This window comes from Aeromonas sp. 97A, from assembly GCF_051919185.1.
GTDB lineage: Bacteria > Pseudomonadota > Gammaproteobacteria > Enterobacterales > Aeromonadaceae > Aeromonas > Aeromonas veronii.
On record NZ_JBQBFF010000001.1, the window covers coordinates 599,844 to 618,437 of the forward strand.

Annotated in this window: 16 protein-coding genes; 5 read left to right on the forward strand and 11 right to left on the reverse strand. The window is 57.8% G+C overall.

Translation table 11 applies throughout. The features are described from left to right. Nucleotides 1-8 precede the first annotated feature (8 nt). Nucleotides 9-1,346 carry a D-serine transporter DsdX gene (gene dsdX / locus ACTG27_RS02765; RefSeq protein WP_439979054.1) on the reverse strand — a complete coding sequence of 446 codons (1,338 nt, stop codon included), beginning with the start codon at nucleotides 1,344-1,346 and terminating at the stop codon, nucleotides 9-11. A 223-nt stretch (nucleotides 1,347-1,569) separates the two neighbouring features. Here dsdX and dsdC point away from each other — a divergent pair, with 223 nt between their 5' ends. Beyond that, complete coding sequence (dsdC, locus tag ACTG27_RS02770; RefSeq protein ID WP_439979055.1) at nucleotides 1,570-2,514, forward strand: DNA-binding transcriptional regulator DsdC; 945 nt, start codon at nucleotides 1,570-1,572, stop codon at nucleotides 2,512-2,514. 168 nt (nucleotides 2,515-2,682) lie between these two features. Here dsdC and ACTG27_RS02775 read toward each other — a convergent pair whose 3' ends face one another. The 3 genes from ACTG27_RS02775 to ACTG27_RS02785 all read right to left on the reverse strand — a co-directional run bounded on the left by ACTG27_RS02775 (nucleotide 2,683) and on the right by ACTG27_RS02785 (nucleotide 4,723). After that, nucleotides 2,683-2,859: a hypothetical protein gene (locus tag ACTG27_RS02775; protein WP_005337704.1), complete on the reverse strand. Its 177-nt coding sequence runs from the start codon at nucleotides 2,857-2,859 to the stop codon at nucleotides 2,683-2,685. A gap of 311 nt (nucleotides 2,860-3,170) precedes the next feature. After that, a complete protein-coding gene (locus tag ACTG27_RS02780; RefSeq protein ID WP_005337703.1) occupies nucleotides 3,171-3,620 on the reverse strand; it encodes a C40 family peptidase in 450 nt (149 codons plus the stop codon). Nucleotides 3,621-3,814: 194 nt separating this feature from the next. Next, on the reverse strand, nucleotides 3,815-4,723 hold the full coding sequence (locus ACTG27_RS02785; RefSeq protein WP_005337702.1) for a hydrogen peroxide-inducible genes activator: 909 nt from the start codon (nucleotides 4,721-4,723) through the stop codon (nucleotides 3,815-3,817). A gap of 146 nt (nucleotides 4,724-4,869) precedes the next feature. Here ACTG27_RS02785 and ACTG27_RS02790 point away from each other — a divergent pair, with 146 nt between their 5' ends. Next, the gene (locus ACTG27_RS02790; protein WP_236380875.1) at nucleotides 4,870-5,472 is read left to right on the forward strand and encodes a peroxiredoxin C; all 603 of its coding nucleotides are present in this window, start codon (nucleotides 4,870-4,872) and stop codon (nucleotides 5,470-5,472) included. Between the two features lie 247 nt (nucleotides 5,473-5,719). On the opposite strand, the gene ACTG27_RS02795 is transcribed toward ACTG27_RS02790, so the two are convergent. From ACTG27_RS02795 to ACTG27_RS02820, 6 genes are all read right to left on the reverse strand, one after another. Further along, nucleotides 5,720-6,685, reverse strand: coding sequence for an alpha-L-glutamate ligase-like protein (locus ACTG27_RS02795; RefSeq protein WP_005353164.1), 966 nt, complete (start codon nucleotides 6,683-6,685; stop codon nucleotides 5,720-5,722). A gap of 3 nt (nucleotides 6,686-6,688) precedes the next feature. Continuing rightward, nucleotides 6,689-8,227, reverse strand: coding sequence for an inactive transglutaminase family protein (locus tag ACTG27_RS02800; protein ID WP_005337699.1), 1,539 nt, complete (start codon nucleotides 8,225-8,227; stop codon nucleotides 6,689-6,691). Between the two features lie 3 nt (nucleotides 8,228-8,230). After that, the gene (locus ACTG27_RS02805) at nucleotides 8,231-9,019 is read right to left on the reverse strand and encodes an ATP-dependent zinc protease family protein (RefSeq protein WP_043821334.1); all 789 of its coding nucleotides are present in this window, start codon (nucleotides 9,017-9,019) and stop codon (nucleotides 8,231-8,233) included. Nucleotides 9,020-9,071: 52 nt separating this feature from the next. Next, nucleotides 9,072-10,049 (reverse strand): tRNA 5-methoxyuridine(34)/uridine 5-oxyacetic acid(34) synthase CmoB, encoded by a 978-nt coding sequence (cmoB, locus tag ACTG27_RS02810; protein WP_439979056.1) that lies wholly within the window; start codon nucleotides 10,047-10,049, stop codon nucleotides 9,072-9,074. Further along, a complete protein-coding gene (gene cmoA, locus ACTG27_RS02815) occupies nucleotides 10,046-10,792 on the reverse strand; it encodes a carboxy-S-adenosyl-L-methionine synthase CmoA (protein ID WP_005353159.1) in 747 nt (248 codons plus the stop codon). Before cmoA ends, cmoB begins: the two co-directional genes overlap by 4 nt. A gap of 275 nt (nucleotides 10,793-11,067) precedes the next feature. Continuing rightward, nucleotides 11,068-11,916, reverse strand: a complete 849-nt coding sequence (locus ACTG27_RS02820; RefSeq protein WP_439979057.1) for a DUF72 domain-containing protein — start codon at nucleotides 11,914-11,916, stop codon at nucleotides 11,068-11,070. A 162-nt stretch (nucleotides 11,917-12,078) separates the two neighbouring features. Here ACTG27_RS02820 and ACTG27_RS02825 point away from each other — a divergent pair, with 162 nt between their 5' ends. From ACTG27_RS02825 to ACTG27_RS02835, 3 genes are all read left to right on the forward strand, one after another. Continuing rightward, entirely contained in the window at nucleotides 12,079-12,330 is a 252-nt protein-coding gene (locus ACTG27_RS02825; protein ID WP_005337686.1) for an FmdB family zinc ribbon protein, read from the forward strand. A 32-nt stretch (nucleotides 12,331-12,362) separates the two neighbouring features. After that, nucleotides 12,363-14,129, forward strand: a complete 1,767-nt coding sequence (aspS, locus tag ACTG27_RS02830; RefSeq protein ID WP_005337684.1) for an aspartate--tRNA ligase — start codon at nucleotides 12,363-12,365, stop codon at nucleotides 14,127-14,129. A gap of 102 nt (nucleotides 14,130-14,231) precedes the next feature. Continuing rightward, the gene (locus tag ACTG27_RS02835; RefSeq protein ID WP_005337681.1) at nucleotides 14,232-14,972 is read left to right on the forward strand and encodes a YebC/PmpR family DNA-binding transcriptional regulator; all 741 of its coding nucleotides are present in this window, start codon (nucleotides 14,232-14,234) and stop codon (nucleotides 14,970-14,972) included. Between the two features lie 540 nt (nucleotides 14,973-15,512). On the opposite strand, the gene adhE is transcribed toward ACTG27_RS02835, so the two are convergent. Then, nucleotides 15,513-18,179: a bifunctional acetaldehyde-CoA/alcohol dehydrogenase gene (gene adhE / locus ACTG27_RS02840; RefSeq protein ID WP_019446648.1), complete on the reverse strand. Its 2,667-nt coding sequence runs from the start codon at nucleotides 18,177-18,179 to the stop codon at nucleotides 15,513-15,515. Nucleotides 18,180-18,594: the final 415 nt, after the last annotated feature.

Sequence of the window (18,594 nt, forward strand, 5' to 3'; positions counted from 1 at the left end):
CGGTCTTGTTACACGATATAGGAGAGCAGGAAAGTACCGGCCAGCGCCATCAGGGAGGCGACAAAGGTGGCGGTGGTGTAGTACTTGAGCGTTTCGTTCAGGGTGGCGCCGCAATACTGCTTGACCAGCCAGAACAGAGAGTCAGTCACCATGGTGCAGCCAATGGCACCGGAGCCGATGGCCAGGGTCATGATCTCCGGGCTGATGTTCGGGTAGTGCACCATGATGGGGGAGACAATGGCGGTGGCGCCCATCATGGCGACGGTGGCGGAGCCCACGGCGGCGTGCAGCACGATAGCCACCAGCCAGGCCAGCAGAATGGGGTGCATATCCAGCTGGGAGAGGATAGTGGCCAGACTATCGCCCAGGCCGCTTGCCTTGAGCACGCCGTTGAAGGCGCCGCCTGTCCCTATGATGAGCAGGATATTGGCGATGGAGGAGAAGCACTCCTCGGTCTTGTTAAGCAGTCCCTCCATCTTCATCTGCTGACGGATCCCCAGCACGTAGTAGGCGGTGAAGGCGGCAATGAACATGGCGGTGATGGGGTTGCCGATAAACTCCAGCACGGTGTAGAGGTGGCTGGCGTGATCCATATTGAGCTCAGCGACAGTCTTGGCCAGCATCAGCAGGATGGGCAGCAGCACGGTGAAGAGCGAGGCGCTTAAGGTCGGGAGAGTTGCTTCATCGCGGGCCTTGATGTCGGCAAAGGCAGCGGGTACCTCCTTGAACGGAATCCGGTTGCCCAGCAGTTTGAGGAACAGGGGGCCACCGATAAGCGAGGCAAACAGGCCGACCGCCAGACCATAGACGATGACGGAACCCACATCGGCGCCCAGCTGATTGGTGACATAGAGGGCTGCCGTGTGGGGCGGCACTATGCAGTGCACGGCCATCAGGGCGGTGCAGAGCGGAATGGCCAGCTTGAGTAGCGAGGTGTTGGTCTTGCGGGCGATGGAGAAGGCGAGCGGGATCAGCAACACCACCCCGACTTCGACAAACAGGGTGATGCCGCACACCAGACCCACCAGCACCATGATGACCTGAGGCGAAAGCCAGCGGCATCTCTGCAGGGCGAGGCCGATGCGCTCTGCAGCCCCAGACACCTCCATCATCTTGCCGAGTATGGTGCCAAGACCGATGACGGCGGCGAGAAAGCCGAGCGTGCCGCCAATTCCCTCTTCCATGGCGTTGACCATCTTGAGGGGCTCCATCCCCATCAGGGTGCCGACATAGAAGCTCGCCAGCAGCAGGGCGAGGAAAGGATGCACCTTGCCCTTCACTATGGTGACCACGATAAGAACGATGCTACTTAGCAAGGTAGCGATGACCCATACCTCTGAACTCATACTGCGCCTCGACATCTGTTGTGTGTGATTGTTTATGCGCTTATTGAATGAAAATGAGGTGGGGCTGACAAATGATGAAATCGACCACTTGGATGAACTGAGGTGATGCAAAGGCGCTGCATTGGTCACAATTTATCGAAATCACACTCTTTGGGTCTTTTGAATTCATCCTGAAGGTGGCCTGTGGGTGTATCATCGGCGGCTCTTGCGAAGAGGGGGATGAATGTATAACGGGGATAATTACATATCGCGCAACAAGCTGCTGAGTGGCTACCAGCTGGCCAAGCTGCACACCTTCGAGGCGGCCGCCCGCCACGGATCTTTTGCCATGGCAGCTGATGAATTGTCGCTGAGTCCCAGCGCCGTGAGCCACCGGATCAGCGCGCTGGAAGAGGAGCTGGGGTTCAAGCTCTTTGAGCGTTTTCACCGCAAGGTGGTACTGACGGCGGATGGACAGCGGGTGTTCTGGGCGCTCAAATCCTCGCTGGAGTTCATCAATCAGGAGATCCTGGAGATCAAGAATCAGGAGCTCTCCGGTACCCTGACCATCTATTCGCGTCCCTCCATCGCCCAGTGCTGGCTGGTGCCCAGGTTGGCGGATTTTTCCCGCCTGCATCCGCAGATCGAGCTCAATATCATCACCGGCAACGAGAACATCAACCTGCATGGTTATGGCATCGATTTGACCCTCTATTTCGATGAGAAGAGCCCGGAGCGGCTTGCCATCCATCCGCTGATGGATGAGTTCATGCTGCCGGTCTGCAGCCCGGAATATGCCGAGCAGCACGGGCTTGTCGGCAATCCCGCCAACTTGTCCTTTTGCCGTCTGCTTCATGATCGGCAGGCATGGGGATTTGACTCGGATACCGACGAATGGAGCAGCTGGGCTCACCACGCCGGGGTCAGCCTCGAGGCATGCCAGCTGAGCATGGGTTTTGATCGCTCGGATCTCGCCATCATCGCCGCCATGAATCACGCCGGGATCGCCATGGGGCGCAAGAATCTGGTGAGCAAGCGACTGGCACGCAACGAGCTGGTGGCCCCTTTCCCCGGCTTGGAGATCAAGTGCGAGCAGCGTTATTACATGGCGACCCTGCCCAACCGGGCGTGTCCCAAGATCCAGGCTTTTATCGACTGGGCGCAGGAAATGGCTGCCGAGATGGAATGAATAGAGACCGGTGCGCAAGAGCAAAATGAAGATGGTAAAGCGCGGGTGAACGAAGGTAGCGGTTTAACGTAGCGGGAATATTGGGGGAGAGAGGTTGGCTGATGGTGGCTGGTTGCGAGTGGCCTTGCTGCCCACACCGGATGGCTGGCAGCAAGGCAACGGTCGGGATCAGGTGGTCTTTTCCAGATGGTTCTGGTAAATCTGCTGCCACTTGTCCAGTTCGTTTTCATCACCCTGCTGCTGCCAGAACTCGCAGATGGAACTCGCCATCTCGCATGCCATGGCGTGGTCACCGTCACGGCGACTCATCAGGTATTGCCCCAGCCAGCTTTGATACTGTTTCATTGCACGATCTCCTTATCTATTTAACCCTTGATACTGCAGCTGTGGGACACCCGTCCGGCAGTGTCGCGCCACACTCCACTTTCGCCGCGCGCTGCTTGTTATCGCCTCGCTTGTTGTCAATCAGGACAGAGAGCGTATGAGAAAAAGGCGAAAGTGTTAAAAATTGGCCACCACCTTATCACAAAATGGTGTGATATGCAGGCTTTGGGGCCAATTGAGTTATAAGCGTGGGTTGCGTGTCCCGACATCGCGACAGGGATTGACGGAGAGTATCGGCACGCAACTTGTGCCGCAAGCAGGCGTTTGAGCGGTTACTGGGTCACCCGACGCGCCTGCCAGTAGCGACTGTTCCAGTAGACGTTGTCGAGGCGGGAGCGGATCACTCCCTTGCTGGTGGAGGCGTGAATAAACTCGCCGGCACCTGTGTAGACCCCCACATGGTACTGTTGCCAGCCGGTTTTGAAGAAGACCAGATCCCCGTGTTGCAGCCGGTAGCGATCCACCGGTTTGCCAATGCTGGCCTGAGATTCGGTGGTTCTTGGCAGGTTGAAGCCCAGCACCTGACTGTAGGCGAGCTGGGTGAAGGCGGAGCAGTCTAGCCCGGCGCGGCTGGCGCCGCCCATGCGGTAAGGGACACCGCGCCACTGTTGGTAGAAGCCATCGAAGGCACTGCTCTGCCGGGGGGCCGGAGGCGGCTCCGGCGTGCTGGAACAGGCGGCCAGCAGCAGAGTCAGCAGGGATAGCAGCAGCTTGCGATACATCGGGCTCTCTCCACGGACGGGTCTACCAAACGAGACATTTATCGAACGCCATATCCTGCCAAATCGTTCTGGCGGCAGGAGGGCACGCGACAACTTTTCCATCATAAACAGGGATCTGGCTCCAGACCTAGTCTCCGAGAGGAAAAATGTGGCGGGGAACTGAAAAACGCCAACCCGAGGGCTGGCGTTTGTTGTCACTCGTTGTGGCTGATCAGCGGTTTAAGCAGCTCGGCCAGCTTGTAGAAGGTCTGCACCCGGGTGGTGCTGGGGCGCCAGACCAGCCCGATTTCGCGATAGGAGGTCTCTCCCGGCAGCGGGATGGCCACCAGATCGGAGTTGGCAAGAATGCCGGCATCGATGGCCATCTGCGGCAGGAAGGTGGTGCCCAGACCCGCTTCCACCATCTGTACCAGGGTGTGCAGGCTGGTGGCGGCGAACGGGTTGATCTTGCTCTTGTCCCGCAGGCGGCAGGCGCTCACTGCGTGCTCGGTGAGGCAGTGCTCCCGCTCCAGCAGGAAGATGCTCTGGTTGGGCAACTCCTTGTAGTCGAACGGGGTATGCAGACCGGCCGCCATGCTGGCGGGCATCACCATGTGGAACGGATCCTGACCGACGGTCTTGCAGTGAAATCCCCCGATCTCGATGGGCAGAGCGAGGATCAGCAAGTCGAGTTGACCCTGTTCCAGCTGCTTGAGCAGATTGCTGGTGGTGTCTTCACGCAGCAACAATTCGAGGTCAGGATAGGTTTTGCTGCACTCTTTCAGCAGCTTGCTCAGCAGGAAGGGGGCGATGGTGGGAATGCAGCCAAGACGTACCGTCCCCTGCATCACGCCGCCCTGATGTTGCCCGAGCTCCATCAGATCCCGCGCATCGGAGAGCAAATTGCGAGCGCGCTCGACGATTTCCATGCCGACCGGGGTCATAATGAAGCTCTTGTGGTCCCGCTCCACCAGTTGCAGGTTCATCATGTCCTCCAGCGTCTGGATCCCGGTACTCAGGGTCGACTGGCTGACATGACAGGCCTTGGCGGCGCGGTTGAAGTTCTTGTGCTCATCGAGAGCGACCAGATATTGCAGCTGTTTGAGGCTGGGCCAACGTTGCATAGAAAAACCCGATTAATGCTATCTATTTAATTTGATTTAACTAATCTACCACCGGGTCTATAGTTTGTCGCTTGAATTAGATGGACTTGGCTCTAGGTAGCCCAATCCTCACCGGATTGTTCACTTCACATAAAGAGGAATTGAATATGGTATTGGTAGGCCGTCCCGCACCCGATTTTACCGCCGCAGCTGTTCTGGGTAATGGCGAGATCGTTGATTCGTTCACCCTCTCATCCCACATCAAAGGCAAAGCTGCCGTTGTCTTCTTTTATCCGCTCGATTTCACCTTCGTCTGCCCGTCCGAGCTGATTGCCTTCGATCACCGTTATGAAGAGTTCCAGAAGCGTGGCGTGGAAGTGATCGGTGTTTCCATCGATTCCCAGTTCTCCCACAACGCATGGCGCAACACCAAAGTGGAAGATGGCGGTATCGGTCAGGTCAAGTACCCACTGATCGCCGACGTGAAACACGAAATCTGCAAAGCCTATGACGTTGAGCATCCGGAAGCCGGTGTGGCTTTCCGTGGCTCCTTCCTGATCGACAAGAACGGTGTCGTTCGCCATCAGGTTGTCAACGATCTGCCGCTGGGCCGCAACATCGACGAGATGCTGCGCATGGTCGATGCCCTGCAATTCCACGAAGAGCACGGCGAAGTGTGCCCGGCTCAGTGGGAAAAAGGCAAAAAAGGTATGCAAGCCTCTCCGGACGGCGTTGCCAAGTACCTGTCCGAGAACGCTGACTCCCTGTAATCGGGTCATACTCTCCTTGAAAAACCGGTGCCTTGGCACCGGTTTTTTTATACCTGAGATTTATCCATCCCCTGACATTGCGGTCACACTCTTCTCGCTCCATTGCTATTCCAAGCAGCCGTTCGCTGGCGTACTCGTCGTTTCGAAATGAGATGCTGATCCGAATGGCTGGGTGGGGGGATATGCCGACAGACAATCGCCATAAAAAAAGCGCGCCATACGCGCGCTTAGTTCACAAGCGAAGAAGTTATTCCTCAAAGATCCCGAAGTGATCCTTGGCGAAATTGACCCGCTGTTCCACGTTCATCTTCACCTGTCCCAGTTTCTCGATGGTCTTGAGGTTGGGCACCAGGCCGCGACCGTTGGCGATCTGGATGGCAAGACCCGGACGGGCGTTGAGCTCCAGCAGCATGGGGCCGCGGAACTTGTCCAGCACCATATCGGTACCGATATAACCCAGACCCGACATCTCGTAGCAGGAAGCGGCCAGAGTCAGCAGGGTATCCCAGTGGGGTACCTTGAGCTCATAGAGATCGAGGCCGGTGTCCGGGTGGTGGCGCAGCGGATTGCCAAACTGCACTGCCCGCAGGGCACGACCGGTACGCAGGCACAGACCCACCCCCACGGCGCCCTGGTGCAGGTTCGCCTTGCCATCGGAGGCGGCGGTGGAGAGGCGCATCATCGCCATCACCGGGAACCCCTTGAAGATGATGACCCGGGCATCGGGTACCCCTTCGAAGGAGTAGCCGTCGAACACATCATCAAAGTTGATGAGGCCTTCCACCAATGCCACGTCGGGCTTGCCGCCAAGCGAATAGAGCCCCGCCAGAATGTTGGAGACATGGCGCTCCAGATCCTGACCGGTAGAGGCGCTGCCGTTGGGCTTGTAGAAGAGGCCATCTTCCTGACGGAGGATCACAAGGATCCCCTTGCCGCCCGAGCCACGAGCCGGCTTGATGCAGAAGCCCGGCCAATCTTTTACCAGCTCGGTGATGCGACCCACATCGTGCTGGGCACGGATGGTACCGATCAGCTCAGGCACGGTAACCCCTGCATCCAGCGCAATTTGCTTGGTCTGCAGCTTGTCATCCACCAGCGGATAGAGGCTGCGCGGATTGTAGCGGCTGATGTAGGAGTGGTTGCGCTTGTTCATGCCGAGGATGCCTGATTGGGACAGGCTCCACGGGGTTGTGTATTTTTCCCAGAACCACATCGGTTACTTGTCCTTACCCGGGGTGACGCCAGATTTCATCTCGTCCACCAGCGGCTTGAAGCGCTTCAGTTCGCTCAGCTTGTAGCCGGTGTAGTTACCCATCAACAGCACGGTCGCCATCAGCACCAGCTGCAGGCCGAGGAAGTTGAAGGTGAGGTGACGAATGAGCTCGTTATCCATGGCCAGATAGGCGATGACGGCAACCAGCAGAGAGCCACCACCCTGGCGGAACACCTCTTTCGGGCCCTCTTCTTCCCACAGGATGGACATCCGTTCGATGGTCCAGGAGAGGATGATCATCGGGAAGAAGGTGATCTTCATGCCGTCGGTCAGCCCCAGCTTGAAGGCGAACGCGGAGAAAATACCGATCATCGAGATAACCATGATGATGATGGCCGATATTCGGGCGACCAGCAGCAGGTTAAGCCGAGACAGATAGGAGCGGATGATGAGACCGGTGCCGACGATCAGCAGGAAGCCGATGAGACCGGTGACCAGAGAGGTCTGGATAAAGGCGACCGCGATCAGCACCGGCATAAAGGTACCGGAGGTTTTGATCCCCACCAGAACCCGCAGGAACACCACCATCAGCACGCCGATCGGGATCAGCAGCAAGCCCTTGAACAGGGTCTGCTCTTCCAGCGGCAGGCTATGGATTGAGAAGTTCATCATCTCCGATTTTTCGAACTTCTGCGCCAGTGCCACGCTAACCGGCTGCTCCTGCTCGATCATCGAGAAGCTGACACGGGAGTTGTGACCACCGGTCACGTCCAGCAGGGCGCCGGAGTTGTATTCCCACAGCAGCAGGTTGGCCGGACGGCCCTGTTCACCGGTTTGCGGGTTGAACAGCTTGTAGTCGGTCGGGCTGTTGAATACCTGCAGGTAATCCACCAGTTCCTGACGACGGCGGCCATCTTCCAGATTCAGGGCATGCACCACGCGGGTGGGGACGTCAGCATTGTTGAGCAGCTCGGCGATCAGGTTGGCGCGGCTCTTGTGCTTTTTCAGCAGCTCGGCGTTCTGCTCCTGCTTCTCGATCTCTTTGATGATCTCGCGAGTCAGGGTGTAGCCGTCGGCAGAGCGCTCCTGGGCCCGCTCGAGGATCTGCTTCATCGCGGTGGCGTAAGGCTCACTCTCGATCTGCTTCTCGATGGCAGGCGGCTGCGGATTGGCGGCCGGTTTGGCATGGGCATCCGCCATCATGTCGACGCGGTAGTAGAGCTCCTGACGGCCGGAGGCGGTGCGGATGGACCACTCGGCGCGGGCATCGCCATCTTTCTCGACAAACGAGAGGCCGTAACCTGGGCTGGCGGCGTTCTCGTTCATCAGGGTGAAACCGGGCTGGGTGCCCGGAATGGCCAGAGAGGCGATCACCGGCTCACCGGTCGCCTCAAACTCCAGCTTGGCTTCGATGGACCAGATCTGGCGCTTTTCACCGGGCGTCAGGGGTACATCCAACGCGATATGGTGATAGATCGTCATCCCCAGGCCGACAATGTACAGCAGGGCTACCAGCAAATAGAACGGCTTACGGGAAACCATGGATTATTTCACATCCTTGAGCTTGGGTTTGGGTTGGATATATTCGCGGGCCACATCAACCACGGCGATGTCTTTCAAAAATTCGCGACCCAGCAGCACAGGGAAGGTCATGTCGCTACGGTCTTTCAGGGTAAATTCGGCTTTCTCGGTCATGTCGCCAATGCGCACGGCCAGACGCACCACCGGACGGCGGTCCAGATCGTCGGCAGAGGCCTGACGCACCCGTACATGGCGTACCAGCGGCGCTTCGATCTGGATCTTGTCGTCCACTTCCTGATGGCTCAGGAAGAAGCGCACCCAGTTTTTGCCGTTGCGCTCGAAAATAGTGATCTCCTGCGCACTGATGGAGGAGGTGGTCGCACCGGTATCGACCCGCGCCTGGAAGGCGTCGTTGGCCGCATCAACCCAGATCCACTCGGCTTCACCGACCATCAGCTTGCCATCGATGGTGTGACCCTGATTGGGGGCCGGGCACTTCTCGGTGGGGATGGCCATCGGCTTGGGCGGCTCGGAGGGGAGGGTGGCGAGCTTGTGGTCTACTTGCTTGATGGACTCTTTCATATTGGTGACATCTGTGTTGAGCTGAACCAGCAGGTGCTGTTGCTGCACATACTGCTTCTGTTGCTGTTCCATGGATGTTTGCAGGCGCTGCTCGCTCTGGCTCAGCTCGCTACGAAGCTCGGCCAGCGTCAGAGCAGGGACCTGAGGCGCTTTTTCCATATTGACACACCCGCCGAGACTAAGCAGGGAGAGCAGGGTCATTCCTTTTAATTTGCTTTTCATGTCATTCATTTAACTGTGCTTCCTGGAATTGGGTCAGTGTAACTTCCTGAATCGCCATCGGCTAGTCTTTGGCCTTGCGGGCAATCAGTACGGCACGTTTCGGCGCCGGGTGTCCTTCTACCGTGAGTGCCGGATTGTCTGGATCCAGATAGTCACTCAGGGATTCATTAATCATCCAGTCGGTACGACGCTGTTCGTCGGTGCTGGTCATATTCTCGTCTACTATCCGCACGTCGGTGAAGCCGCAGCGCTCGACCCACAGCTTGAGGGCGCGGCTTGAGGGAATAAACCAGACGTTGCGCATCTTGCCGTAACGATCGGTGGGCATCAGCACGTCGTTGACCCCGCCGTCAATCACCAGGGTCTCCAGCACCAGCTCGCCATCATCTTTCAATTGATTGCGCAACTGCTCGATGTGCTCGATGGGGGATTTGCGGTGATAGAGCACCCCCATGGAGAAGACGGTGTCAAAGGCACGCAGCTCCGGCAGCTCCTGAATACCGAGCGGCAACAGGTGGGCGCGCTGATCATTGCCCGCGAAGTGGCGAATGGCCTCGAACTGGCAGAGGAACAGCGGGCTCGGATCGATGCCGACCACGAGCTTGGCCCCTTCACCCACCATGCGCCAGAGGTGGTAACCGCTGCCGCAGCCCACATCCAGCACGTAACGGCCTTCGAGCGGGCTGATATGGGGCAGCACCCGATCCCACTTCCAGTCAGAGCGCCACTCGGTATCGATATGGATACCGTGCACCGTGAACGGCCCCTTGCGCCAGGGCATGAAGTGGCGCAGCAGGCTCTCGACCTTCTTGCGCTCCCCTTCGCCAATGCTCTCGGCCGAGCCAATCTCGACCCGGCTTTTCAGCTCGATGTTGCCGGGGGAGACCACCGGCAGCTTGTTGAGGGCGCGATTCCAGCGCGGCAGATCGCCATGCTGGTTGTCATGTTGCCAGGCATGCAGCTGGGCGGGCAGGGTATGCAGCCAGTGGCTCAGCCGGTTTTTGGCAATCAGTTGATAGAAATTGGCAAAGTCGATCATGGCTGGGCGTCGCTGGATTTGATGGCAATCATGGAGCCGAAGTTGAAGCACTGGAACCAGAGATCCTGATGGACGAAACCGGCGTCGCGCAGACGGGCCTGATGCACCGGCAGGCTGTCGGTGCGCATCACGTTCTCAAGGGCGGTGCGTTTCTGGCTGATCTCCAGCTCGCTGTAGCCATTGGCCCGCTTGAAGTCGAGATGCAGATCGATGAGCAGCTCGTTGACCGGTTCATCTTCGAAGCGGAACTTCTCGCTCAGGATCAGGATCCCGCCCGGGCGCAGCCCATCATGAATGCGCTGGATCAGGGCGGCCCGCTTCTCTGGCTCGACAAATTGCAGGGTGAAGTTGAGCACTACCACGGAGGCGTTCTCAATCTCGATGTCGCAGATATCCGCCTCTACCAGCTCCACCGGCACCTCGGATTTGAAACCGGATAGGTGGGCGCGGGCGCGCTCGATCATCGGATGGGAGAGATCCACCGCGGTGATGCGGCAGCCGGGCTGGCTGACATGGCGACGCATCGCCTGGGTCGCGGCGCCCAGTGAGCAGCCGAGATCATAGAGTCGGCTCTCGGGTTGGGCGTAGCGGGCGGCCATCATGCCGATGGCAGAGATGATGTTGCTGTAACCCGGCACCGAGCGCTGGATCATATCGGGAAACACGTCGACGACCTGTTCGTCAAAACAGAAGTCACCCAATCGGGCGATCGGGGCGGCAAAAATTTGATCTTTGGTATGCATGCTGGCGCAACCTGACAGTCGGGACATCACCCGGCTGTATTGTTCAATTGAGTCGTTGGGTGACACCCATCAGAGTAGATTTATCACCTGTTTACGAACGGGGTGGCTGGTCGTGAAATCCTTTGGACCTGTCCTGTTCGTACGGGCCATGTTCCGGACCCTTACTTGGGGCGGTAGTGTAGAGGATTGATGGCCGTTTGTCTTGACGCCAGGGCTTGCCACGCCACAAAAAAGCACTTTTTTTGCAGCGAAACGATGGCCGCAGAATGGGTTGGCTAAAAGCGCAGCACTCCCTGCCGTGCGCGATCGTTTTCCCCCGGCCAGGGGGCCATCTCCTGCTCCAGCAAGCGGGTGATCTGGCGGGCCAGCTCAGGTGCCTGGGCGTTGTCGGCAGTATGTATATAGAGGTAGAGATCCTTGCCCTCGGAAAGCCACTGGCGCCAGTGGGGGAGCCAGCTGGGCAGGAAGGGGTGATTGGCCGCCGGATCCGGCAGGCCGATAAAGCGCACCATGGGGGCGTTGGCGGTGGCCAGCAGATGCACCGGCAGGCGTGGTTTCTTGCCCTGGGCATCGACAAGGGCTGGCGTGGTTGCTTGCACCGAGAAGAGTGGCCGGCTGTCGAGCATCACCCGGTTCACTCCCTGTTCCATCAGCAGCCGGTTCAATGCCCGCTCGGCCTCCCCCTTGGCGAAGAAGTCGGGGTGGCGCACTTCGAGGGCGTAGCGAAACGCCCGCGGCAGCCGCTCGATGAAGGCCGCCAGTCTGGCCAGCCCCTGTGGCCCGAAACGGGCGGGCAACTGCAGAGTGAGCAGCCCCAGCTTGTCGTGTAGTGGCGTGAGCAGACGAATAAAGTCGGCGACTTGCTTGTCTGCGCTCACCAGATCGCTCTGGTGGCTGATGGTTTGCGGAAACTTGAAGTTGAAACGAAAGTGATTAGGCACCGCATCGGCCCAGCGCTGTACCGTGTCCTGTGTCGGCAGGGCGTAGAAGGTGGTGTTACCCTCCACCGAGTTGAAGACGGTCGCGTAGTGGGCGAGGTGTTCGGCAGGCTTGGCGCCAAGGCCCAGCAACTGGCCGGGCCAGCTGGGGTGGGACCATTGCGGCAGGCCCAAATAGAGGCTCATGATGGCTATTCTCTTCGCTCTTGGTGCATTCGTGCCGATTTTTTGCCCGCTTTTTGCCATCGAGTGCAAAAAACTGGCGAAAGGAGGCTGCTGGCCATTTTACCCAAAAGGGGGTTTTCCTCTATAATGCCAGCCCTTTTGTTTTTCAATTTCTTGTGACCCATGCCTATCTACGAATATCGTTGCGACGTCTGTGGCCATGAATTGGCAAAACTGCAAAAGCTTTCCGATGCCCCCCTGACCGACTGTCCGGCCTGTAGCAAGCCGAATCTGGTCAAGCTGATATCGGCGGCAGGCTTCCGGCTCAAGGGAACCGGATGGTACGAGACTGATTTCAAACCGGGTAAGAAAAAGAATCTGGCCAGCTGTGAGACAGACGGTGCTTGCCAGTCGTGCCCGGCGGCCCAAGGTTAACCGTCTCTCTACAATTTCGAAGGAAGAAGTCCATGCGCTCTATCTATTGCGGACAGGTCAATGAGGCCCATGCAGGGCAGACCATTACATTGTGCGGTTGGGTTCATCGTCGTCGTGATCTCGGCGGTCTGATCTTTATCGATATGCGCGACCGGGAAGGGATCGTTCAGGTGTTCTTCGATCCGGACAAGCCGGACGCGTTCGCCCTGGCCTCCGAGCTGCGCGGCGAGTTCTGCATCCAGGTGACCGGCGTGGTGCGCACCCGTCCCGAGTCCCAGCGCAACAGCGACATGGCCACTGGCGCCATCGAAGTGTTCGCCCACGAACTCAACATCATCAACCGTGCCGAGCCGCTGCCGCTGGACTTCAATCAGGTCAACAGCGAAGAGATCAGCCTCAAGTATCGCTACCTGGATCTGCGTCGTCCCGAGATGGCCAAGTACCTGAAGACCCGTGCCAAGGCCAGCGCCTTCGTACGCCGCTTCATGGACGAGCACGGCTTCCTCGATATCGAGACCCCGATGCTGACCAAGGCCACCCCGGAAGGTGCCCGTGACTATCTGGTGCCGAGCCGCGTGCACAAGGGCAAGTTCTACGCTCTGCCGCAATCACCCCAGCTGTTCAAGCAGTTGCTGATGATGTCCGGCTTCGATCGCTACTACCAGATCGTCAAGTGCTTCCGTGACGAAGACCTGCGTGCCGACCGCCAGCCGGAATTCACCCAGATCGACGTGGAGACCTCCTTCATGACCGCGCCGCAGGTGCGTGAAGTGATGGAAGAGATGATCCGTAAACTGTGGCTGCACATCCTGAACGTGGATCTGGGCGACTTCCCGATCATGACCTTCGACGAAGCCATGCGTCGCTACGGCTCCGACAAGCCGGACCTGCGTCTGCCGATGGAGCTGGTCGATGTGGCAGACCTCTTGACTGCTGTCGAGTTCGCCGTGTTCGCGGGCCCCGCCAACGATCCGAAAGGCCGTGTGGCTGCCCTGAAAGTCCCGGGCGGTGCCGAGCTCTCTCGCAAGCAGATCGACGAATACACCAAGTTTGTCGGCATCTACGGTGCCAAGGGCCTGGCCTGGATGAAGGTCAACGAAGCGGCCAATGGTATCGAAGGCGTGCAGTCTCCGGTTGCCAAGTTCCTCTCTGACGCCATCGTGCGCGAGATCCTGGCTCGTACCGGTGCTGCCGACGGCGACATCATCTTCTTTGGCGCTGACAGCAAGAAAGTGGTCTGCGATGCCATGGGCGCCCTGCGTCTGAAAGTGGGTCGCGATCTGGGCCTGCTGGAGAACAGCTGGAAACCGCTGTGGGTCATCGACTTCCCGATGTTCGAGGAAGATGGTGAAGGTGGTCTGGCCGCCATGCACCACCCGTTCACCGCGCCGAGCAACATGAGCCCGGCCGAGCTGAAAGCCAACCCTGTGGGTGCTTACGCCAACGCCTACGACATGGTGATCAACGGCTACGAAGTGGGTGGCGGCTCTGTCCGTATCCACAACAGCGAGATGCAGTCCACCGTGTTCGATATCCTGGGTATCACCCCGGCCGAGCAGCGCCTGAAATTCGGCTTCCTGCTGGATGCGCTGAAGTACGGTACCCCGCCGCACGCCGGTCTGGCCTTCGGTCTGGACCGTCTCAGCATGCTGCTGACCGGCACCGAAAACATTCGGGACGTCATCGCCTTCCCGAAAACGACCGCGGCCGCCTGTCTGATGACAGACGCCCCCAGCCTTGCCAATGCCGCCCAACTGGGTGAGCTGGCGATTGCAACCACCGTCAAGGGCGACGAGTAAGCCGATACCGGCACCGGAGGCCGCCGCCGTGCGGCCTCTGTGTTTCCCTTGGGTTAGTCATGATCAGTGTTACTGACATTTAAAAAATAACGGAGAGTCTCTATGGCAGGTCACAGTAAATGGGCCAACATCAAACATCGCAAGGCCGCTCAGGACGCCAAGCGTGGCAAGATCTTCACCAAGCTGATCCGCGAAATCACTACCTCCGCGCGTCTGGGTGATGCCGATCCGGCCAACAACCCGCGTCTGCGTGCTGCGGTGACTGCCGCCCTGACCAACAACATGACCCGCGACACCATCAACCGTGCCATTCAGCGTGGCGCCGGTGGTGGCGATGGCGAACAGCTCGAGACCATCGTATACGAAGGTTACGGCCCGGCTGGCTCTGCGGTGATGGTAGAGTGCCTGACCGACAACCGTAACCGTACCGTAGCCGAAGTGCGTCACGCCTTCAGCAAGTGCGGTGGCAACCTGGGTACAGACGGCTCCGTTGCCTATCTGTTCAGCAAGAAAGGTCTGCTGACTTTCGTGGGCGTAGACGAAGATGCCCTGATGGATGCCGCGCTGGAAGCGGGCGCCGATGACGTGGTCACCGAAGAGGATGGCACCATCGAGGTGTACACCACCCCGAACGACTTCGGTACCGTGCTGGACGGTCTGGAAGCTGCCGGCTTCAAGGCCCAGAGCGCCGAAGTGACCATGATCCCCTCCACCGAAGCGGAGCTGGATGCAGAAACTGCACCCAAGCTGATGCGTCTGATCGACATGCTGGAAGATCTGGACGATGTGCAAGAGGTGTATCACAACGGCTCCATCTCCGATGAAGTCGCTGCGACCCTCTGATCGCTGAATCGTGCTCTCCCGATGGCAGCCTGATGGCTGCCATTTTTTTATCTTTGCATCGTGGCAACTGCTGATGTGTCGGTTGAGTAATCGGCGCAACAATTCTCTTCACTGACAATCTTTCCCGCTTTCTCCGCGAATTATCATTGCTCTGTCTCTGCCAGTCGGTTGGCCCTGCACGTATGCCAGTCGCAGTTCTGCTGCATTGCGTTAGCGAGGCTCCGCTTATCCTGTTTATCACACCTTTAGCTCTTGAGATGGCGTTGACTGCTCACATCTGCCCGTCAGGGTAATTCGTTGCGGGTAGGGGAGAGGAGGTGATGGAGCGTGCTCTTGTTATCACAGGGGCCCATCAATACAGAGTCACAGGTTGGGATGTCGATAACGGATTGGCTGGGGCGAGTTGGTTGGTTGGTTGGTTGGTTGGTTGGGAAGTTAGGCGCTGCACTACCGCAATCGGCTGGAGTGAGGAGCTCTGTGATAAGTGGCAGATAAAAAAAGCCCGCGCAGTGCGCGGGCTTGTTATCTCAGGACTGGTTATCAGGCCTTGGATTTCTTCTTGCCTTCAACCTTGGCTTCAACCGGGGCAGCAGTTACCGGAGCGGCTTCGGTGAACGGACGACCGTAGTAGGAGTCCAGCAGAACCTGCTTCAGCTCGCTGATCAGCGGGTAGCGCGGGTTGGCGCCGGTGCACTGGTCATCGAAAGCTTCGATAGCCAGCTGGTCAACCTTGGCCAGGAAGTCAGCTTCAGTCACGCCAGCTTCGCGGATAGAGGCCGGGATACCCAAGGTAGCCTTCAGCTCGTCCAGCCAAGTCAGCAGCTTCTCGATCTTGGCGGCGGTGCGGTCACCGGCAGCAGTCAGACCCAGGTGGTCAGCGACTTCGGCGTAACGACGACGAGCCTGCGGGCGGTCGTACTGGGAGAACGCAGTCTGCTTGGTCGGGTTGTCGTTCGCGTTGTAGCGGATGACGTTGCTGATCAGCAGGGCGTTAGCCAGACCGTGCGGAATGTGGAACTCGGCACCCAGTTTGTGAGCCATGGAGTGGCACACACCCAGGAAGGCGTTGGCGAACGCGATACCGGCGATGGTGGCTGCATTGTGCACCTTCTCACGAGCGATCGGGTCGTTGGCACCGTTCTGGTAGCTGGATGGCAGGTACTCTTTCAGCATTTTCAGGGCTTGCAGCGCCTGACCGTCGGAGTACTCGTTAGCCAGTACGGAAACATAGGCTTCCATGGCGTGAGTCACGGCATCGATACCACCGAAGGCACACAGGGACTTCGGCATACCCATGACCAAGTTGGCATCAACGATGGCCATGTTCGGGGTCAGCTCGTAGTCAGCCAGCGGATACTTCTGACCAGACACTTCATCGGTTACTACCGCAAACGGAGTGACTTCAGAGCCGGTACCGGAAGTGGTGGTGATACAGACCAGTTCGGCCTTCACGCCCATTTTCGGGAATTTGTAGATACGCTTGCGGATGTCCATGAAGCGCATGGCCAGATCTTCGAACGCAGTGTTCGGGTGCTCGTACATCACCCACATGATCTTGGCCGCATCCATCGGTGAACCACCGCCCAGCGCCAGGATAACGTCCGGTTTGAAGGAGTTGGCCATCTCGGCACCCTTGCGAACCACAGCCAGGGTCGGGTCAGCTTCTACTTCGTAGAACACTTCCACTTCCATATTCTGTGCTTTCAGCAGGCTGACCAGTTCATCGGCGTAGCCGTTGTTGAACAGGAAGCGGTCAGTTACGACCATGGCACGCTTTTTACCTTCCAGGTCGCTCAGAGCGATCGGCAGGGAACCACGACGGAAGTAGATGGATTTCGGAAGTTTGTGCCACAGCATGTTTTCTGCCCGTTTTGCGACTGTCTTCTTGTTGATCAGGTGCTTCGGACCCACGTTTTCGGAGATGGAGTTACCGCTCCAGGAGCCGCAACCCAGGGTCAGGGACGGAGCCATTGCGAAGTTGTACAGGTCACCGATACCGCCTTGGGTAGACGGAGTGTTGATCAGGATACGCGCGGTCTTCATCTTGTCGCCGAAGTACTTGATGCGGTCAGCGTTGCGGTCCTGGTCGGTGTACAGACCTGAGGTGTGGCCGATACCACCGATGTTGACCATGTCACAGGCCATATCAACGGCGTTTTCGAAGCTGCTTGCACGGAACATACCGAGCAGCGGGGACAATTTCTCGTGAGCAAACTCATCTTCTGCACACAGCTTGACGCCTTCACCGATCAGGATCTTGGTATCTGCCGGTACAGTCACGCCTGCCATCTCGGCAATCTTGGTGGCTGGCTGGCCAACGATGTTGGCGTTCAGGGCGCCGTTGATCAGGATGACTTTACGTACCTTGTCAGCATCTTCTTTGGAGAGCACGTGGCCCTTGTGGGATGCAAAGCGCTCTTTAACCTGGTCGTAGATGGCATCAACAACGATGACTGCCTGCTCGGAAGCACAGACCACGCCGTTATCGAAAGTCTTGGACATCAGGATGGAGGCAACGGCACGCTTCACGTCGGCGGTTTCGTCGATAACGATAGGTACGTTACCGGCACCCACACCGATAGCAGGCTTACCGGAGGAGTAGGCTGCTTTCACCATGCCCGGGCCACCGGTGGCAAGGATCAGGTTGATGTCTTCGTGCTTCATCAGGGCGTTGGAGAGCTCAACAGACGGTTGGTCGATCCAGCCGATGATGTCTTTCGGTGCACCAGCGGCAACAGCTGCATCCAGTACCAGCTTGGCAGCAGTATTGGTGGAGTTCTTGGCACGGGGGTGCGGGGAGAAGATGATGGCGTTGCGGGTCTTGAGCGCGATCATGGATTTGAAGATCGCAGTAGAGGTCGGGTTGGTGGTCGGAACGATACCACAGATGATACCTACCGGCTCGGCGATGGTGATGGTGCCCATCTGATCATCTTCGCTCAGAATGCCGCAGGTCTTCTCGTCTTTGTACTTGTTGTAGATGTATTCGGAGGCGAAGTGGTTCTTGATAACCTTGTCTTCGATGATACCCATACCGGATTCTTCCACGGCCATCTGGGCCAGGGGGATACGGGCGTTGTTGGCGGCCAGGGCGGCGGCACGGAAGATCTTGTCTACCTGCTCTTGAGAGAAGCTGGCGAATTCACGCTGGGCTTCCTTAACGCGGGCGACCAGTGCATCCAGTTCAGCCAAATTGGTTACTGCCATGTTTATCTCCTGATTATTTGAAAACTGTTTAGTAAGACGTTGGCAATGCCCGGCAATTATAGTCGCCCTGTCAAGACGGTATCGTTGCAACAGCTTTTTCACATGCCTTACTAAATCGCTTTCTGAGTCGATTATAGAGCGGGGCTGACTCAGAAAAACTTGATCTGGATCATGTGTAACAAAAGAACAAAAGAAATTTTATTTCACAATCCTTGTTTGACTGATGTTATCGGAATGTGCATCAAAGGGAAAGGCGAGAGACTTGTTAACGCAGGGTAATAAACCACATTTATCAAGTGGTTAATTGCAATCGAACATAGGATTGCAGAGCTATTTTGGCGGTATAGGTTAGCAAATATGAGTGAATTGGTTTCAAAATCACCGACAAACGCACTTTATTCCAGCGTTTGTTGCA